Source organism: Nocardia ninae NBRC 108245, assembly GCF_007990755.1.
GTDB lineage: Bacteria > Actinomycetota > Actinomycetes > Mycobacteriales > Mycobacteriaceae > Nocardia > Nocardia ninae.
This window is the reverse complement of the sequence record NZ_BJXA01000017.1, coordinates 84,228-100,875: the sequence shown is the minus strand read 5'-3', so window position 1 is coordinate 100,875 and position 16,648 is coordinate 84,228. Positions and strand designations below refer to the sequence as shown.

Genomic DNA, 16,648 nt, shown 5'->3' with positions numbered 1-16,648 from the left:
GGCTGTCACGCAGCGGATTCGCGCGGCAACCGCACGGTGAAGGTGCTGCCTTCGCCCTCGACGCTGCGCACGTCGACGGTGCCGCCGTGCGCGGTGACCAGCGCCTGCACGATGGACAGCCCGAGGCCCGTGCCGCCGCTGGTGCGGGTGCGCGAGCCGTCGGTGCGGTAGAAGCGTTCGAAGATGCGATCGGCCTCGTCGGCGGGTAAGCCGGGGCCGGTGTCGGCGACCTCCAGCAAGACCTCGTCGGCGGTGGGGGTGAGGCGCACGGTCACCGCGGCGTCCGGTGGGGTGTGCGTGAGCGCGTTGTTGAGCAGGTTTGCCAGCACCTGCCGAAGCCGGGTCTCGTCGCCGATGACTTCCAAAGTGCCTTCGCCGGGCCGGATGTCGAGTTCGATCCGGCGCCGCGGTGCGTCGTCGATCGGGTGCCGGGGTGAGTCGTCGATTCGGCGCCGTGGCGTGTCCGGGTCCGCGGCGGCGGCCATGGCGCGGGCATTGTGCACGGCATCGCTGGCCACGGCGAGCAGGTCGACCTGACCCCGCTCCAGTGGACGCTGCGCGTCGAGCCGAGCCAGCATCAGCAGGTCCTCGACGAGGATGCCCATCCGCTGGGATTCGCGTTCGATGCGGTCCATGAACAGGTCGGGATCGGTGGTCGCGCCCTGCCGGTAGAGCTCGGCGAAGCCGCGGATGGTGGTGAGCGGGGTGCGCAGTTCGTGGCTGGCGTCGGCGACGAACTGGCGCATCTTCGCCTCCGAGTGCTTGGCCGCGGCCTCCGACGCCTCGGTCTTCGCGAACGCCTGCTGGATCTGGGCGAGCATGCCGTTGAGCGACCTGGACAGCCGGTCGACCTCGGTGTTGTTGCCGCGCACCGGAACTCGGCGGTACAGGTCGCCGCGGGCGATGGCGGCGGCGGTGTTCTCCACCCTGAGCAGCGGCCGCAGGCTGCGCCGGATCACGAAATACGCGGCGACGGCCAGCGCGCTCAGCACGATCAGCCCGACGACCAGCTCCAGCATGACCAGGCGTTGCACGATGTCGTAGTTCTGGTTGAGCGGCAGCGCCACCGTGGTGGTGCCGTCCGGCACGCGCACCGTCAAGATCCGCCACTCGGTCGGCCCGCCGCCGAACGAACCCACCGTCATCGGCCCGATCGGCGGGGACTCGGGCAGCGCGGGTTCGGCGTCGACGCCGAACGCTTTGATGAAATAGATCCGTCCGTCGTCCTGCATCGAGCGGACGTAGAACTGGCTGGTGTGGCGCGGATCGCCGGGCAGGCTGGGCGGCGGCGGCACCCGGCGGCGCGACCATTCGATCGCGCCGTTGCGCAGCTGCTGGTCGGTGCGGTCGGTCAGTGAGCGTTCCAGGCCCGAGGTGACGACCATGCCGGAGATCAGCAGGCCGAGTCCCGCGGTGGCGACGAGAATCAGCATCAGCGTCACGCGCAGCGGGATCGCGGAGAGCGCGCCGGCGGCCTTGGCGCGGACCGCCGCGATCCTTCCCTCGTTTATGACCCCACCTCGCAGCCGCGTGGCAGTGTGCCGATCATTTGGCCGACCGGCTGCGGCTCGGCGCGCGCATGACATAGCCGACCCCGCGCAGGGTGTGGATGAGGCGCTCCTCGCCGGTGTCGACCTTCTTGCGCAGATACGACACGTAGGTCTCGACCACCCCGACCTCGCCGCCGAAGTCGTAGCGCCACACGTGATCCAGGATGCGCGGCTTGCTCAGCACGGTGCCCGCGTTGACCATGAAATAGCGCAGCAGGGTGAACTCGGTGGGCGACAGTGCGATTGGCTCGCCCGCCTTCCACACCTCATGGGTGTCGTCGTCGAGCTCGATGTCCTCGAAGCGGAGCCGGGAACTCTCCCGCTGCGGTGCGGCGTGCCCCGCGCGGCGCAGGATCACCCGCAGCCGGGCCACCACCTCCTCCAGGCTGAACGGCTTGGTGACGTAGTCGTCCGCGCCGAGGGTGAGCCCGGTGATCTTGTCCTGCACCTCGTCTCGCGCGGTCAGGAACAACACCGGGGCATCGATGCCGTCGGCGCGCAACCTGCGCAGCAGGCCGAAGCCGTCCATGCCCGGCATCATCACGTCGACGATCAGCGCCTGCGGCCGGAAGCTGCGCGCCTTGTCCAGCGCCTGCGCCCCGTCCGCGGCCGTGTCGACGGCGAAGCCCTGGTACCGCAGGCTGACCGCGAGCAACTCCACGATCATCGGCTCATCGTCGACCACCAGCACCCGCGCCTCGGGTGCCTGCTCCGCAGGCGCACCACTCATGGCTTCATGGTCCGCTATCCACCTGCGAACTTGCTGGACCTTATCTGGGTGATTCCTGTGAACGATTTACCTGGATGGTTGCCGTTCCTCCGGATAGACGTCGTCGTCGGTGAGCAGGGCGCTGCCCGCGACCTGGTCCTGCGCGAGCGCCTCGAGGAAGGCACGGGCCCAGCGGTCCACGTCGTGGGCTAGCACCTGGCGGCGCAGCGAGCGCATACGGCGCCGCTTGGTGTCGCGATCGTCCTCCAGCGCGGAGACGATCGCGTCCTTGACGCTGTCCAGGTCGTGCGGGTTGCACAGGTAGGACTGGCGCAATTCGGCTGCGGCGCCGGTGAATTCGCTCAGCACCAGGGCGCCGTTGAGGCCGCTGTGGCAGGCGACGTACTCCTTGGCGACCAGGTTCATGCCGTCGCGCAGCGGCGTCACCAGCATCACGTCGGCGGCGACGAAGAAGGCGATCAGCTCGTCGCGCGGGATCGGTCGGTGCAGATAGTGCACCACCGGGTGCCCGACCTGGGCGAACTCACCGTTGATCCGGCCGACCTGACGCTCGATGTCGCCGCGCATCTGGATGTAGCTCTCCACCCGCTCGCGGCTCGGCGTGGCCAGCTGGATCATCACGGTCTCAGCCGGGTCTATCCGCTCTTCCAGCAGCAGCTCTTCGAGCGCGTTGAGCCGGATGTCGATGCCCTTGGTGTAGTCCAGGCGGTCGACGCCGAGCAGGATGTTCTTCGGATTGCCCAGTTCCGCACGGATTTTCGTGGCTCGCTCGCGAATCGAGCGGCGCCGGGAATGCTCGTCGAGTTCGGCCGAGGAGATCGAGATCGGGAACGCGCCGACCCGGACCGTCCGGAAGCCGACCTGGACGACGCCGAGCTTGGAGCGCACACCGACGGTGCCGCGCGAGGTCGGCTGACCGGCCAGCCTGCGCGCCAGATACAGGAAGTTCTGCGCGCCGCCGGGCAGGTGGAAGCCGATCAGGTCGGCGCCGAGCAGACCCTCCACGATCTCGGTGCGCCACGGCATCTGCATGAACAGCTCGACCGGGGGGAACGGGATGTGCAGGAAGAAGCCGATGGTCAGGTCGGGGCGCAGCATCCGCAGCATCTTCGGCACCAGCTGCAGCTGGTAGTCCTGCACCCACACGGTGGCGCCCTCGGCGGCCACCTTCGCGGTCGCCTCGGCGAAGCGCCGGTTCACCGTGACGTAGGCGGCCCACCACTTGCGGTCGTACACCGGGCGCACGATCACGTCGTGGTAGAGCGGCCACAGTGTGCCGTTGGAGAAGCCCTCGTAGTAGTCGGCCACTTCCTGAGCCGTCAGCGGCACCGGATGCAGCTCCAGGCCGTCCTCGATGATCGGATCGACGTCCGCGTCGGGCACCCCCGCCCAGCCGACCCAGGCGCCTTTGTTGTTGCGCAACACCGGTTCCAGCGCGGTGACCAGGCCGCCCGGGCTGCGTTTCCATCGGGTCGTGCCGTCGGGCAGGCGTTCCAGGTCGACCGGCAGCCGGTTGGCCACCACGACGAAACCGGAGCCGGACTCGGCCGGACCGGTGCGTGCGGTCGTTGTCTCGTCAGGTGCTGGTTCTAGGGCGGGCTCGGAGTCGTCGGACGAAGTCATCTGGTCCACTCACGCATCCTTTGCGCGTCGCTGGGTCCCCCGGGGAATCGGGTAGGTCGACGTCGCCGTTGGCGTCGAAAGGGGTTGGGCTCTAGTCGACTCGGGTGCTCGGGCCGATGCCGAGCATCGACAACAGCATCCGGCACTCGTCGGCGTCTTCCGCGTAGGCCGCGACGACGCGCTGGGCCTGACGTGCGGTTTCATCGGCAAGTGGTTCCAGATCGTCGTCCGCGATGTCGTTCGCGCTGCCCTTCGCGGCCATCTTCAAGTCCTCCCGGTTCACTACGCTCGTACGTGCGAATAGTCAATGGTATCTGGCGCCGCCAGGCGCGGGTGGCACCCGCGTCACACCAGCCCCCGGCCGGTGTGCCGACCCCGTCCGCCCCTATACCGTGGGACTGAGCATCAACTCCACGAAAGGGTCGATATGCCGCTGGCCACGGTGAACGGAATTTCCCTCAACTACCAGGTCAAAGGTGACCGCGCGCGGGGTACCGATGTCAAGGGGTCGGGGCCGCTTGTGGTCATGATCATGGGCACCGGTAGTCCGGGCCGGGTGTGGGAGTTGCACCAGGTCCCCGCGCTGGTCGCCGCGGGCTACCGGGTGTGCACCTTCGACAACCGCGGGATCGCGCCCTCCTTCGAGGCTGCCTCGGGCATGACCATCGACCAGTTGGTCGCCGACACCGCCGGACTGATCGAGCTTCTCGACGAGGGCCCCGCGCTCGTGGTCGGCACCTCGATGGGCGCACGGGTTGCGCAGGAATTGGCGCTCGCCCGGCCCGAACTGGTGCGCAAAGCCGTCTTCATGGCCGGGCACGGGCGCCTCGACCAGTTCCAGAAGACGCTCTCGCTCGGCGAACACCAGCTCGACGCGAGCGGGGTGCGGCTGCCGGAGAAGTACGAGGCCGCGATCACCGCCGTGATGAACCTCTCGCCCGCGACGATGGCCGATGCCAACGCGGCCCGCGACTGGCTCGACCTGTTCGAGTTCACCGGCGGGCCGGTGACGCCGGGCATTCGTGCGCAGCGTCGGATGGATCACGATTTCGAGCGGGTGCAGGCCTACCGCGCGATCACCGTGCCGTGCCTGGCCGTCGGTTTCGCCGACGATCGCATGATCCCGCCCTACCTGACCAGGGAGATCGCCGAGGTCATCCCCGGCGCGCGCTACCAGGAAGTGCCCGACGCCGGGCACTTCGGTTACCTGGAACGCCCGGAGACGGTGAACAAGATCCTGCTCGATTTTTTCGCGAGCTGAGTTTCCCGGCCCGAGGTAACCGCCCGGGCGTAACGTCTCCCTTGCTAGGGTCGAAACAACGCTCGGGACTCCAACGGCGCGCAAGTCCGTGGACCCCTCGGTTCGTCGGACCCGGCGCCGGGCGATCCAAGAGCGATCCCGTACATAGCGCGAGTATCCAGTGAGGTGAAATTGAGCACCAACCCCTTCGATGACGAGGACGGCCGCTTCTTCGTCCTGGTCAACGACGAAGAGCAGCATTCCCTGTGGCCCGCTTTCGCAGAGGTCCCGGCCGGATGGCGCGTCGTGTTCGGCGAGGACAGCCGCGCTGCCTGCGTCGAGTACGTCGAGAAGAACTGGACCGACATGCGTCCGAAGAGCCTGCGCGACGCGATGGCCGCCGACGACGCGGCCCGTCAGGGCGCCCAGTCCTGACCCTCGGTAGCTGAATACCGCGCCGGGACAACCCGACTGCGTGACACCGTAAGCCGGTGTCACGCAGTCGGCCTGCCCGGCTATGATGGCAACCGCTTTTCCAGAAGGCACCCGCCTCCTTAGCTCAGTGGTAGAGCACTCGCCTTGTAAGCGAAAGGTCGTCAGTTCAATCCTGACAGGGGGCTCATAGTCCGTGACCTGCCGATGCGGCAGGTCACGGTTGTTTTTGGGCGGAGCGCACTGCTCGAACAGCACTAAACCTGTTGCCGTGGTGGGTATGACCGTCGCCCGGCCACGAAAACCGCCACTTCGACGCGGACCCGTTAGAGCCCGAAATTCGGTCGTTCAAGCTCGACCTCAACGCCGAAGGTATATCCCCGAAGACCGTCAACAACACCTTCAACGCCCGGAGCGGGCCGCCGGGTTTGTGAAACAGGTGGCTCTCTCCGGAGTTTCGAACCGCAGCAGCGCAAGCGGCGGCCGTGCGCAACGTAGATCAATCGCAGAGGCACTTGACTTCTCCGCTAGAACAGTTTGTCTCTCCCAGTAAGGGCGACATGCGCGACGTTGTGCATGTCGTGTGTGGGAAGCTCAGATACCGGATACTCGGTGCTGACCGACGAGCCGGCAGCGGCAACCGGGCACCGCCCAAGTCCAGCTCCACCTACCGGTAGCGTTGCGGACTTTGGAGATCACGATCGAGGGTCTGTAACGGACCAGCGCGGTTGGTGAACCAGGTCGCGTGAACTGGTCACTCATCGTTGGGCAGGAAGTTCGCGATCGTGTCACCCAACGGCAGCGTGTCGCAGGAGGCGGTACGGCAGAAGGCGAGGTACCTAGTGGATGTCCTGGTCAGGAACGCTAACGCCTCCGGGGTGGTCTGGATGCGTAGAAGCGGCGGATCGCCACCGAAATCGCTGACTCGGGCCTGGACACCGCTGCGGTTCCGGACGCACTCTGGTCAAAGCCCGCACGCTGCACGCTCCCGTCCGCCAGCCTGCATCACTGATGACAGGCATGCGTCGCTGCAGGACGCATCCGCGTAGGTAGAGATGCGATTCCTCCCACTCAATCGGCGAAAGTTCACATCGTATTTCAAAAATATCAGCCAGTATCTGAAAATTACCCGCTAGGGGGGTAATTTTACTGCGCGGGTGATATTTTCGTTGCATGGCAAGTGATGATCGACTGTTAGAGCTGGCCGATGTGGCGGAGTCGCAGTGGGGTCTTTTCACCACTGCCCAGGCCAAGGAGATGGCCGAGATCTCTCCCCAGCAGGTGAAGCGTCTGGCGGATCGGGCGTTGATCGTGCGGGTCCGGCACGGGGTCTACCGTTTGGCTGGTCTTCCGGGTAGCCCTGAGGAGGCGTTGCAGGCGGAATGGCTCGCACTGGAACCGGCTCGTCTGGCCAGTGACCGTCTGGCCGATGATCCACCCGCCGGTGTCGTCTCGCATCGCTGTGCTGCCAGTCTTCAGAATTTCGGTGACCTCGATGCGGACGTTTACGAGTTCACCGTTAAGGAACGGCGCAGCTCCCGCAGCTCGGAGGTGGTGTTTCATGTTGCTACTCTTGCGCGCAGTGATTGGCGGCTGGTGTCTGGCCTCCCGGTCACTCGGCCGTTGCGAACGGTAGTAGACCTTGCCGCGGCTCGTACCGATGGCGGGCACCTGGCGGGGGTGGTCCGTGATGTCATCCACAGCGGAGACACCACGGCCGATGAGATCGGCGCTGCCCTGCGCCCGTATGCGCATTTCTACGGTCTCCCTCTCGGTGCGGGAAGCGAGCTTGTCAGCAGCTTGATCGAGCAGGGCGGCGTCATCGAGCTCACCTTCGGGGAACCCCGAAAAACTCGTCACATGGTTTCGAGAGTGTCCTCGTCTGACACCAAATTTCCGGTCGATACCGACCTCCGCGACGTCCTCGCGTATCCATCGCTTGACCAGGCCGAGGAGTCGTATCGCAGGGCTGCGGCTGGGGGCGATCTTCAGGCGATGAGCAAACTCGCGGCGCTTCTCAAAGAGAACGGTGAACTTGCCGACGCCGAAGCGTGGTACCGCCACGCCGCCAAAGCTGGTTCCAGTAGCGCGATGAACAATCTGGCGAATCTGCTCACCGAACGCGGCGATCTTCTGGAGGCCGAGAAGTGGTACCGGCGCGCCGCGGATGAGGGGGATCTCAAGGCGATGAGCAACCTGGCGGATCTGCTCACCGAACGCGACGATCTTGTGGAGGCCGAGAGACTGTATCGCCGTGCCGCCAGTACGGGCTATCCCATCGCGATGAGCAGTCTGGCGGATCTGCTCACACAACGCGGCTGGTACGAGGAAGCCGAACTGTGGTACCGGCGCGCCGGTGGTACGGGCTATCCCGTTGCGATGTACAAGCTCGCGCATCGTCTCGTGTTACAAGGCGTAATCGAAGAAGCCGAACTGTGGTATCGGCGCGCCGCTGACCTCGGCTACACGAGTGCGATGATCGATCTCGCCGCTCTCCTCGCAGGAGGTCGCGGCGTGGAAGAGGCACTGCATTGGTATCGGCGTGCCGCCGAAGTCGGCCATACGAGTGCGATGATCGACCTCGCCGCCCTTCTGATCGAGCGCGGCGAGGTGGCCGAAGCCGAGAAGTGGTATCGCCGTGCCGCCGACGCCGGCCACACGCGCGCGATGATCGATCTCGCCGCCCTTCTGGTCGAGAAGCGTGACTTTCTGGAGGCCGAAGCGTGGTATCGGCGTGCCGCCGACACCGGATATGCCGGGGCGATGATCGACCTCGCGAAACTGTTCGCGCGGCGTGGCGACCTCAGCGGGGCCAAACAGTGGTACCAGCGTGCCGCCGATGCCGGCTATACCAGCGCGATGGTCGAATTGGCGATGCTTCTCCAACAGCACGGCAACCAGGACGAAGCCGAATACTGGTTCCGGAGTGCTGCAATAGCGAGCCGATCTCGGCGCACCCCGGCGCTGCCCGCCGGAGAGGACTAGGGAAGCGGGCTGGCGAAGACCCCACTCGTCTCTCTTTGGGCAACGAGCCCGGAGTAACCGTCCGAATGTCGATGGAGTCCGGGCATTTCGTGACAAGACCCGGCAGCGGCGGAGCACACTGTCGAGCAGCCGATGAGTATTCGGTGAGGACGACGTGGCGAGGGTCAGTGACATTCACCTACAAGACGGGCGTGGCGTTCAAAACCGCTCTCAGCCAAAGGATTAGGAACCAAGCAGACGCTACCAACCGCTTACCGTCAGAGCTGCAACGAGAGTTTTTCATGCAGCGCTTCCTCGCTCGGGTGTTCGCCGAACCGGATGCGCCGTGGATGGTGAAAGGTGGGGGTGGACTGCTGGTTCGTATCCCCGGTGCGCGTCATAGTAAAGACATCGATCTCGTCCATCGTGAGGCCGACCTCGATCAGGCTCTCGCCGAGTTGCAGCAGCTCTGTGCTCACAGTCGGCTGGACCCGTTCCTGTTTCAGCTCGAGGTGCGCAAGCGTCTTCGGGGTATGACCAGTGGCGTCGAGCTGAGCGCCACCGCCTTCTTTGGGACGACGTTGCTGGCCAGACCGTTCCCGATCGACTTGGCCGTCCACCGCGAATTGGTCGGCGAGGTCGACTACATCGCACCGCCGCCGATTGTAGAGATCCCTGGTGTCGCTAAGCTTCCCGCGTTCGCGGTCTACCCACTCGCGGATCAGATCGCCGACAAGGTCGCGGCGATGTACGAAATGCACGGCACCACCGGCGCCACCGCGTCCACACGCTGGCGTGACCTGGTAGACCTTCTGTTGATCACGCATCGTTTTCCCCTCGATGCCGCCAAGACGCGCGCAGCAATCGAAGGACAACGGCGGCGCAGGGGGATCACGCTGCCGACAACGATCCAATCCCCGGGGCTCGGATGGGAGGAAGGTTATCGCCGACTCGCGCAGAAGACTGTTCTTCCTCGAGGGCTCCACCAACTCGCGGCCGCGCTGGAATCGGTGGGTGAGTGCCTGAACCCGCTGCTCGATGGCACTGTCACCGAAGGCCGGTGGAATCCCTCGACGCGTCGGTGGGAGCGATCTGCCGTTGATTGAGCCCCCGGGTCCGAGCGGTGGTGGCGGATGCGAGGTTTCCCCACACCGAGAAGGTCCGGCCCGGTCGGATATCGCGTTCCTGATCAGTCGTCGTCTGATTGCTCGGCAGACACCAGCGCCTCGAACATATTTACCAGCGCCTGGCGGACGTAGCGGAATTCGGTGGTGCCCATACTGTGCAGCACCTCGGCGCGATGCAGCGCCATCGAAGTGTCCGCTTCGGCGGCGGAGCTACTGACGTCGAACCGCACGATCATCGACGTCAGGTACAAGTCGGCCCACTGTGGAGAAGCCAGTCCGCCGACGCAGCGAAAGAGCGACCGCAATCTGAGGTAGAACTCTCGCACGCTCTCATGGTCACTGCCGAACAGGATTTTCGATTTACGGTCGTCGACCTCTGTCTCACCGGCCTGAGCTGGCTCAACACTGAGCTCGCACGTGTGCAGAAGGCGGTAAGAGTCCAGCATCAGTCTGCCTATGGCGACACGCAGCTGGTTGGCGTGCAGATCATCGATGGGCGATTCGAGCGCCTTGTGTAGTAGGGCCAGGACTTCTTGCCGGGTGGGTCTCCGTTCCGCGGGCTGGCTGCAGACACAGGTATCTCCGCTGTGGCTGTGCGGGGTATCGGCCATCGCCGGACCTCCTTGACTACGAAGCGATGCGATGCACTGATTACGGTACGCCGCCCGTATTCACATGCACTCGCATGGCCGCACATGAACACACTCTAGTCGTGTGCGGCCGTGCGTAGTACGCTGGAGTCAAACGTAATCTATCGCTGAGGTTCGCGGCGCCTGGCAGGCGCCTGGAAATCCGATGAGTGCGACAATTCGTAAGGCAGGCTGCAAGTGGTTACTTCCCATCAACTGAGACAACCGCCCGGATCGCCCTGGATACCTTCCCAGCTCGTCGCTGGCGCTGAACCAAGGAGATGATCTAGATGGCAAACATGACTTTCACTGTGCGCATCAGCCCCCAAGACCACGAACTTCTGACCAGCCTTGCCGCGATCCGGAACCAGAGTGTCGCCGAGCTATCTCGAGAGATCCTGGCCCACGGCATCCGGCAACTTCTGGACCCTGTTGAGATCGACAAGCGGCTCAACGCGGAGCGAACTCGACTGCTGGAAGCGGCTGCGCGCATTAGGGCCGAGGTAGCCGATCTGCCTGCTGGGCCTGTCCAGGCTCCAGATCTGGAAGCCACACCCGCGCCGAAGAGCGTGAAAGCTTCACCTGCGCGCGCGGCCCACGCGGCGCCCAAACCGGCACCGCTTCACACTCGGGTAGTCGAATGAGCATCAACCTATTTTGGTAGTACGACCGTAAGAGCCAGCCGCCTGGCCTTCTTATCTACGATATTCCCCGGTAATGAGAGCCCTCGGCCTTCCGGCCAAGGGCTGCATCGGCGGGCTTGGGAGGAGGGGGTCAGGCGGTCATGCCATCGGGCTCGGCCAGTAAATCTCGGAATACCGCCTCTACCTCGGCTTTGAACTGTTCGAAGCCCTCGCCAGCCAGATACTCCAGCATGGCGGCATCACGTTCCGAGGAGGACTGATCCAGACGTGCGGTCGCAAAGAGTTCGCACAAGAACAGGTCGGTCAATTTCTTCTGCCACCCGATGCGGCCCACGTTCCATTGCTGTAACTGTGTAGAGAAGTTGATCAGCCCCCGCCAAGGAAGATCCAAATCGGTATCCGCAGTGAGCGAGCTGGTATCGGCGTCTCGCGGGGCGCTCAGGTTGGGCTCCGGGTCCGCTCTGACAAATCGGATGCTCCACTCGAGCATCCGATTTGCTAGATGATCTCGCCATTCCAGAGCCCAGGATGCCAATGCGCGAGTGTCTTCGTCGCGGAACCAGCTCAGATCCGAGTTGAGGACTTCCAGGGCCGCCAGCGCTGCCAGTCGCTCCTGCGTGAACGGGTCCGCGTCGTGACGCCGGAGCTCGGCAACCACCGTGACTGCATCGGGTATCGTCTTCTCGATCAGTTCCCGATCGGCCGCGACCACGTGGACTTCCACGTCGTACTGGACAGGCTGATCCGATTCGCTGTCAGGACACTCGTCCGAGCTATCGGGGCCTGTTCCGGGGAGAGTCATCGTCTCTGAGCTCTTTCTTGCTTAAGATCATAAGTTTCCCTAGGGGTCCCGAATACATTACCTGTGTGAAACCAATGTGTGCGTACCGGTGCGATCGTGCCCTGTGGTATTCGACACCTTCGCTAAGAATCACACGCATGCGGGTACCAGCTCGTACGCGTTCGTATTAGGTTAGATTCTGTCGTAATCGATCAAATGCGTCGGTGAGTGCGGGCGCGCCTTCGATGACACGCCCACGCGGCACCGAAGGTGGCAGGATTAAAGGTGGTCAAGCATGTGCGAAAGTCTACGGAGCAAACCAGCGGGAGGTTCGAGTACATCCACACTCGGGGGTCGAGAGGAGATGAGCTGAATGGCCAACATGACGTTCACTGTGCGGATCAATCCGCGAGATCATGAGCTGCTGACGAGCTTGGCTGCGATCCGAAATCAGAGCGTTGCGGAACTCTCGAGAGAAATCTTGGCCGACGGCATACGCCGCCTTCTCGATCCGGTCGAGATCGACAAGCGGCTCGCCATCGAGCGTGAGCGGCTCCTCGCCGCCGCCGAGCAGATCCGCGGGGAAAGACTTGGAACCAGCGCGCCGGGCCGCACCAGCTCTGATGCGAACCAGACCGAGGAAGTGGGCAACTCCACCTCGAGCGCAGTCCATGGGCGCATCGCGAAGCCCTGATTCAGCGCCGAGGGGCCGCCGATCCGGCGGCCCCTTTTTGATCTTCACAACGTGTGCATACGATCGACTACAACGTATTCGAATCACACCGGATGCAGTCGAATCGAACTCGAGGTAGGCTCACGTTTATTCAATCGGATAGATCGTGAAGGACGGACAGCATGTCACTCCCCCCGCAAGCCCAAGGCGATCCCCACCAGGGGTATCCCGCTGCAACGCCGGCACCAGATACCCCCGGACCGTGGGGTCCGTGGGGTCCGTGGCCGCCACCGTGGCCTAGTGGATGGCCGCCCTCGTGGCCTCCTTCTCCTCCTCCGCCACCATCACCGGAAGCGCCGGGGTGGGGAGTTTTGAGACTGCTGATCAGTCTGGTCGCCCTGGCGTTGATCTTGCTGGCCGCAGTTCTGATCGTGTTCGGCCACGCCGCCGTCGGCGTCGTCCTGGCCTTGCCAGAGTTGGTGGGGGTGACGCTGTGGACATGGCTCCGATACGCACACCGCGAATAGCCGCCGACTGCTGCCGAAGCGACCGAGGCCGGCCAAAAGTTCAGGTTCCCCGAACCAGCATTCAACGAACTCTTGGCCGGCCTCGCCGCATTTCAGCTTTCGGCACGCCCTGAGGACTGGCCGACCGCGCGACGACAAAGCGGCACAGTTTTACCACTGTGCCGCTTTGTCATCGCGCGGGAGCGCCGGTCCAGGGGGCAACTCCCACGACCTCGCGGGTCTTGCGTGCACCTTCCCGATCAGGCTCCATGCGCTCGATCGTCGTCCTGCGGATCGTCCTCGTCGGACAACAGGATCTCGAAGGCCGCCTCGATCTCGGCCAGGAACTCGTCGAACCGCTCATCAGCGAGGTGGACGAGCCATTCGGCGTTCAGGGCACGCAGCGGTTCCTCGCGCTGGTTGAGCAGTTGCTCGACATCGCATCCTTCGAACAGCTCGCAGCAGAAGACCTTCGCCAGAAACTTCGGAGGGAAAAGCGACAGGTCACCGCTGCTCTTTCGCAGCTCGATCAAGAAGTCGAACGGATCAGGCAACTTCTTCTTCCTCTGGTCGAGTCCGATGCCCACATCGCGCACGAGGGTGATTCGATACTGGACGAAGTTGCTGACCAGGTGGTTCATCCACTCCACGGCCAAGTCGTGCAAGCCGTTCTCGCCGATTCGGCCATCCGCGCAAGCTGTGTGTAGTTCCCGCAGAAACACCTTGGTGACCTGCTCGGTCGAGACTTTGGAAATCTCGCGCCGGATCCGCTGGAGTTCAACCCAGAACCGCAGGTCCGAGTCCGAACCGCTCGACGGCTGCCCATCCTCGCCTGACGGCTGCTTCTCGTCGTGGGCATCTGGTCCCGTCTTGATCGTCACTCTGTACTCGAAGAAGCCGGACTCGCCGATCTCGATCTGATCGACCTCGACCTTGTACTGCGGGTCATGCGGGTCCGGGGTCTGCCCTTCCGGGTCCGATCTTGTGCTTTCGGTCATGGCGGGGTCATCGCTCCTCGCTCTGCTGATGCAGCTCCTGTCGGGTTGGCTTGCTCTCGAGCTTGCAGCCGGGCTACTCGTGTGGCGAACTCCTTGTCATCAGGTCTGGCGGATACACTACGCCCACACTGAGTGCGTCCGTGAGTCACCGTACCCGTCTATCAACCTACGTATGCAAATGAAGTCATCCTGACGGATCGTATTCGATAGTATGCACCGACCCGAGCGTGAACCCCTTAGCCAAGGAGGCAGGCATGGCAGTCGATCCTCTGATGCATCCACCAGAACCCCTGGTAGCACCCGTAGCACCCGTAGCAACCGGTGCCCGAGCGAGGCGGTAAAGCTGATGGCGAAAATGACCTTCACAGTTCGCGTCAGCCCAGAAGATCATCAGCTGCTGTCCACCCTCGCGGCTAGCAGGAAGCAGTCCGTCGCCGAGCAGTCACGCGAGATCCTCGCCGAGGGCATACGTCGACTTCTCGACCCCGCAGAGATCGACAGGCGACTCTCGATTGAACGTGCTCGCCTGATGGAGGCATCCCAGGTTGTGCGCGCGCGAGGCCCGGTCAATCCTCTGACGAGTAACGGCTTTGCGGGGACGAATACGTGAGCATCCGAGTCGCGGTCGGAAGGAGGACCTCCTCCCGACCGCGACTCGGATGCTCGCCTCCGCTTCTACGAGCACGGAATGCAGAGAGATCAGACGGCTATCCCCCAGTATCGACCTCAGCGGCGTCATCCTGGGATCCACACAGGACGGAATCAACCAAGCTGAGCCGAGATGTTCCATTCGAGCATCCGATTTGCTAGGTGATGTCGCCATTCGCCAGCGGCAAGCTGAGTGCTGCTACTGCAGACAGCGTCGGCTGTAGCAGTGGTCATACCTGGCGCACCGCGCACAGCCACACTGACAGAACATCCGGAGCGCGCCGAGCGCTTTTCGCAGAAACATGGTCGGCCTATCTACGGGCAAGTTCCCGCTGGTCTGCGTGACCGAGCGGTAGACCGCCAAGGTATTGGAAAAACCGGACGCACAACATCGTTCGAATAACTGACACGCCGACCCTGACGGCCGCTTCGCGGCCGATCTGTGTGCCGTCGCGCATCGATCCTCACTCGCCGTAGCAGTTCCTAACTGCACTGAGCCCGGCCTGGTCAGACCCTTCGTTGGTGCGTCGACGATCAGCTCGCGAATGAACTCCGCCCGCTGGCGAAGACGTGAAACACGAGTCGCCCGCCGACGGGCGAGGGGCATGATTCCGGTATGACCTTCGCGCTGGAGAGGTTCGGCGGGTTCGTGGCATTCTCCGCGTTACCGGTGACCGAGGTGCCGTCCGTGCCCGGGGTGTACGTGGTGATCCGGCTGGCGGTGGCTGATCCGGTGTTCTTGCCCACGAGTCCGGCGGGGTGGTTCAAGGGCAAGGACCCGTCGCTGCCCGTCGCCGAACTCCAGGCGGCGTGGGTGCCGGGTGAACCGGTGCTCTACATCGGCAAGGCCGCGGCCGGCCGCTCCGGTAGACGCGACGTAAACGCCTTGAGGAGTATCGCCGACACGGCGCCGGGCGACGGGTGGCCTACTGGGGCGGACGGATGATCTGGCAGTTCGCCGACAGCGCCGAGCTGTTAGTGGGCTGCGGCCCACTGCCGACCCGCGCGTCACGGAGAAGGCCATGATCGCGGAGTTCGGGGCGATGTACGGCAAGCGGCCCTTCGCCAACCGCACCGGATAGGGCAAACTCGGCGACCGGTCCGGCCGGGCGCGGCGCATCGTTCGGGTTGCTGACCGCCGATAACGTATGTTGTCGCGGGTTGGAACTACCTTGCTTTTGCCCTCCGCAGCTATCTTGCCGACGGCGGGTCTCGCTAGATGCGACGGCGACGGCGTCGGATCTGGATCCCTTGCGAGACTGAGTCCGAAAGTGTTTGTCCGTCACTAGTGTTGGACGGGGAGCAGGGGGAAACGGTTCCATCCCACCGCAGAGTTCTACGGTGGGCTCTATCACGAATTGAGTCAACGTCTCGCGACACGGATTTCGTGGTCGGTGGACGGCGGGGGAAGGCTGCTTGCTACTGAACTTTGCCTTTACGCGCTGGTGCTGCGAAACTATCGCGTCAGCACAGCGCTCAGGCGTTTGATCTTGTAAGCGAGAGGTTGTCAGTGCTTCCTGACCGGGGCTCCGGTCGAGCGCGCCCACATCGGGCGCGCTCGTTACGTTGTAGAGGCTTATCCGAAAAGGGTGGTCGGACCGGGTCTCGGTCCGACCACCCTTTTGTGTTGGGGCGGAACGGGGTTCAGTCGGGGACGTTGGCTCCGTGGCCGAGATCGCGCAGTGCTTGCTTGATCTTGGTTTGCGCCTCGTCCAGGGATTCGGGGGTGGGGTTGGGGTCGGCGCCGGAGATGTCGAAGTTGCCCATGGTGAAGGCGGGGAAGACGTGGACGTGCAGGTGGGGGACTTCGAGGCCGGCGATGAGCAGGCCGGCTCGGGGGGCGTCCCAGGCGGCGCGCACGGCCTGGCCGATCTTCTGGGCGACGAGGTTCAGGCGGGCGAAGGTGTCGGCGTCGACGTCCTGCCACTGGTCGATTTCCTTGCGGGGCACCACGAGGGTGTGGCCCGGAGTGACCGGTGCGATGGTGAGGAAACCGACGAATTCGTCGTCCTCCCAGACGAATCGACCTGGAAGCTGACCGGCGATGATCGCGCTGAAGACAGAAGCCATGATTCGCAGGCTACGCGCCGCGGATTCGGGCGG

General features: G+C 64.1%; 17 protein-coding genes and 1 tRNA gene. 10 read left to right on the top strand and 8 right to left on the bottom strand.

Features of this window, described 5'->3' with window-relative positions; genetic code table 11:
- Positions 1-5: 5 nt before the first annotated feature.
- The 4 genes from NN4_RS15595 to NN4_RS44990 all read right to left on the bottom strand — a co-directional run bounded on the left by NN4_RS15595 (position 6) and on the right by NN4_RS44990 (position 4,165).
- Positions 6-1,433 (bottom strand): sensor histidine kinase, encoded by a 1,428-nt coding sequence (locus NN4_RS15595; protein ID WP_246180897.1) that lies wholly within the window; start codon positions 1,431-1,433, stop codon positions 6-8.
- A 112-nt stretch (positions 1,434-1,545) separates the two neighbouring features.
- A complete protein-coding gene (locus tag NN4_RS15590) occupies positions 1,546-2,280 on the bottom strand; it encodes a response regulator transcription factor (RefSeq protein ID WP_147131118.1) in 735 nt (244 codons plus the stop codon).
- A 66-nt stretch (positions 2,281-2,346) separates the two neighbouring features.
- Complete coding sequence (locus NN4_RS15585; protein WP_135237792.1) at positions 2,347-3,903, bottom strand: alpha,alpha-trehalose-phosphate synthase (UDP-forming); 1,557 nt, start codon at positions 3,901-3,903, stop codon at positions 2,347-2,349.
- Between the two features lie 91 nt (positions 3,904-3,994).
- On the bottom strand, positions 3,995-4,165 hold the full coding sequence (locus tag NN4_RS44990) for a hypothetical protein (protein WP_167768913.1): 171 nt from the start codon (positions 4,163-4,165) through the stop codon (positions 3,995-3,997).
- Positions 4,166-4,330: 165 nt separating this feature from the next.
- On the opposite strand from NN4_RS44990, the gene NN4_RS15580 reads away from it, so the two are divergent.
- From NN4_RS15580 to NN4_RS15560, 5 genes are all read left to right on the top strand, one after another.
- Positions 4,331-5,164 carry an alpha/beta fold hydrolase gene (locus NN4_RS15580; protein WP_147131115.1) on the top strand — a complete coding sequence of 278 codons (834 nt, stop codon included), beginning with the start codon at positions 4,331-4,333 and terminating at the stop codon, positions 5,162-5,164.
- A 171-nt stretch (positions 5,165-5,335) separates the two neighbouring features.
- Positions 5,336-5,578: an MbtH family protein gene (locus NN4_RS15575; protein ID WP_011207082.1), complete on the top strand. Its 243-nt coding sequence runs from the start codon at positions 5,336-5,338 to the stop codon at positions 5,576-5,578.
- Between the two features lie 113 nt (positions 5,579-5,691).
- A tRNA-Thr gene (locus NN4_RS15570) sits at positions 5,692-5,763 on the top strand.
- A 985-nt stretch (positions 5,764-6,748) separates the two neighbouring features.
- Positions 6,749-8,560: a tetratricopeptide repeat protein gene (locus tag NN4_RS15565; protein WP_147131112.1), complete on the top strand. Its 1,812-nt coding sequence runs from the start codon at positions 6,749-6,751 to the stop codon at positions 8,558-8,560.
- Positions 8,561-8,727: 167 nt separating this feature from the next.
- Positions 8,728-9,645, top strand: a complete 918-nt coding sequence (locus tag NN4_RS15560; protein WP_246180894.1) for a nucleotidyl transferase AbiEii/AbiGii toxin family protein — start codon at positions 8,728-8,730, stop codon at positions 9,643-9,645.
- A gap of 83 nt (positions 9,646-9,728) precedes the next feature.
- Here the strand turns inward: NN4_RS15560 and NN4_RS15555 are convergent, their stop codons facing one another.
- Positions 9,729-10,277 carry a hypothetical protein gene (locus NN4_RS15555; RefSeq protein WP_147131109.1) on the bottom strand — a complete coding sequence of 183 codons (549 nt, stop codon included), beginning with the start codon at positions 10,275-10,277 and terminating at the stop codon, positions 9,729-9,731.
- A 308-nt stretch (positions 10,278-10,585) separates the two neighbouring features.
- Here NN4_RS15555 and NN4_RS15550 point away from each other — a divergent pair, with 308 nt between their 5' ends.
- Positions 10,586-10,939 (top strand): hypothetical protein, encoded by a 354-nt coding sequence (locus NN4_RS15550; protein WP_147131107.1) that lies wholly within the window; start codon positions 10,586-10,588, stop codon positions 10,937-10,939.
- Between the two features lie 130 nt (positions 10,940-11,069).
- Here NN4_RS15550 and NN4_RS15545 read toward each other — a convergent pair whose 3' ends face one another.
- The gene (locus NN4_RS15545) at positions 11,070-11,741 is read right to left on the bottom strand and encodes a hypothetical protein (RefSeq protein WP_147131104.1); all 672 of its coding nucleotides are present in this window, start codon (positions 11,739-11,741) and stop codon (positions 11,070-11,072) included.
- A gap of 352 nt (positions 11,742-12,093) precedes the next feature.
- Between NN4_RS15545 and NN4_RS15540 the strand changes: the two genes are divergently transcribed.
- Together NN4_RS15540 and NN4_RS44985 are read left to right on the top strand one after the other, a co-directional pair.
- Positions 12,094-12,414: a hypothetical protein gene (locus NN4_RS15540; protein ID WP_147131101.1), complete on the top strand. Its 321-nt coding sequence runs from the start codon at positions 12,094-12,096 to the stop codon at positions 12,412-12,414.
- 350 nt (positions 12,415-12,764) lie between these two features.
- A complete protein-coding gene (locus NN4_RS44985) occupies positions 12,765-12,920 on the top strand; it encodes a hypothetical protein (protein ID WP_186818443.1) in 156 nt (51 codons plus the stop codon).
- 239 nt (positions 12,921-13,159) lie between these two features.
- Here the strand turns inward: NN4_RS44985 and NN4_RS15530 are convergent, their stop codons facing one another.
- Entirely contained in the window at positions 13,160-13,897 is a 738-nt protein-coding gene (locus tag NN4_RS15530; protein WP_147131098.1) for a hypothetical protein, read from the bottom strand.
- 346 nt (positions 13,898-14,243) lie between these two features.
- On the opposite strand from NN4_RS15530, the gene NN4_RS15525 reads away from it, so the two are divergent.
- Together NN4_RS15525 and NN4_RS15520 are read left to right on the top strand one after the other, a co-directional pair.
- The gene (locus NN4_RS15525; RefSeq protein WP_147131095.1) at positions 14,244-14,507 is read left to right on the top strand and encodes a hypothetical protein; all 264 of its coding nucleotides are present in this window, start codon (positions 14,244-14,246) and stop codon (positions 14,505-14,507) included.
- 654 nt (positions 14,508-15,161) lie between these two features.
- Positions 15,162-15,491: a hypothetical protein gene (locus tag NN4_RS15520; RefSeq protein ID WP_246180893.1), complete on the top strand. Its 330-nt coding sequence runs from the start codon at positions 15,162-15,164 to the stop codon at positions 15,489-15,491.
- A gap of 698 nt (positions 15,492-16,189) precedes the next feature.
- On the opposite strand, the gene NN4_RS15515 is transcribed toward NN4_RS15520, so the two are convergent.
- Positions 16,190-16,615 carry an HIT family protein gene (locus NN4_RS15515; protein WP_135234592.1) on the bottom strand — a complete coding sequence of 142 codons (426 nt, stop codon included), beginning with the start codon at positions 16,613-16,615 and terminating at the stop codon, positions 16,190-16,192.
- Between the last annotated feature and the right edge of the window lie 33 nt (positions 16,616-16,648).

Bases quoted from the DNA above. Each gene is read 5' to 3' on its own strand.
- NN4_RS15585 (WP_135237792.1), bottom strand. From the start codon at position 3,903: ATGACTTCGTCCGACGACTCCGAGCCCGCCCTAGAACCAGCACCTGAC.
- NN4_RS15595 (WP_246180897.1), bottom strand. From the start codon at position 1,433: ATGCTGATTCTCGTCGCCACCGCGGGACTCGGCCTGCTGATCTCCGGC.
- NN4_RS15580 (WP_147131115.1), top strand. From the start codon at position 4,331: ATGCCGCTGGCCACGGTGAACGGAATTTCCCTCAACTACCAGGTCAAA.
- NN4_RS44990 (WP_167768913.1), bottom strand. From the start codon at position 4,165: ATGGCCGCGAAGGGCAGCGCGAACGACATCGCGGACGACGATCTGGAA.
- NN4_RS15590 (WP_147131118.1), bottom strand. From the start codon at position 2,280: ATGAGTGGTGCGCCTGCGGAGCAGGCACCCGAGGCGCGGGTGCTGGTG.
- NN4_RS15555 (WP_147131109.1), bottom strand. From the start codon at position 10,277: ATGGCCGATACCCCGCACAGCCACAGCGGAGATACCTGTGTCTGCAGC.
- NN4_RS15530 (WP_147131098.1), bottom strand. From the start codon at position 13,897: ATGACCGAAAGCACAAGATCGGACCCGGAAGGGCAGACCCCGGACCCG.
- NN4_RS15525 (WP_147131095.1), top strand. From the start codon at position 14,244: ATGGCGAAAATGACCTTCACAGTTCGCGTCAGCCCAGAAGATCATCAG.
- NN4_RS15550 (WP_147131107.1), top strand. From the start codon at position 10,586: ATGGCAAACATGACTTTCACTGTGCGCATCAGCCCCCAAGACCACGAA.
- NN4_RS15520 (WP_246180893.1), top strand. From the start codon at position 15,162: ATGACCTTCGCGCTGGAGAGGTTCGGCGGGTTCGTGGCATTCTCCGCG.
- NN4_RS15545 (WP_147131104.1), bottom strand. From the start codon at position 11,741: ATGACTCTCCCCGGAACAGGCCCCGATAGCTCGGACGAGTGTCCTGAC.
- NN4_RS15540 (WP_147131101.1), top strand. From the start codon at position 12,094: ATGGCCAACATGACGTTCACTGTGCGGATCAATCCGCGAGATCATGAG.
- NN4_RS15515 (WP_135234592.1), bottom strand. From the start codon at position 16,615: ATGGCTTCTGTCTTCAGCGCGATCATCGCCGGTCAGCTTCCAGGTCGA.
- NN4_RS15565 (WP_147131112.1), top strand. From the start codon at position 6,749: ATGGCAAGTGATGATCGACTGTTAGAGCTGGCCGATGTGGCGGAGTCG.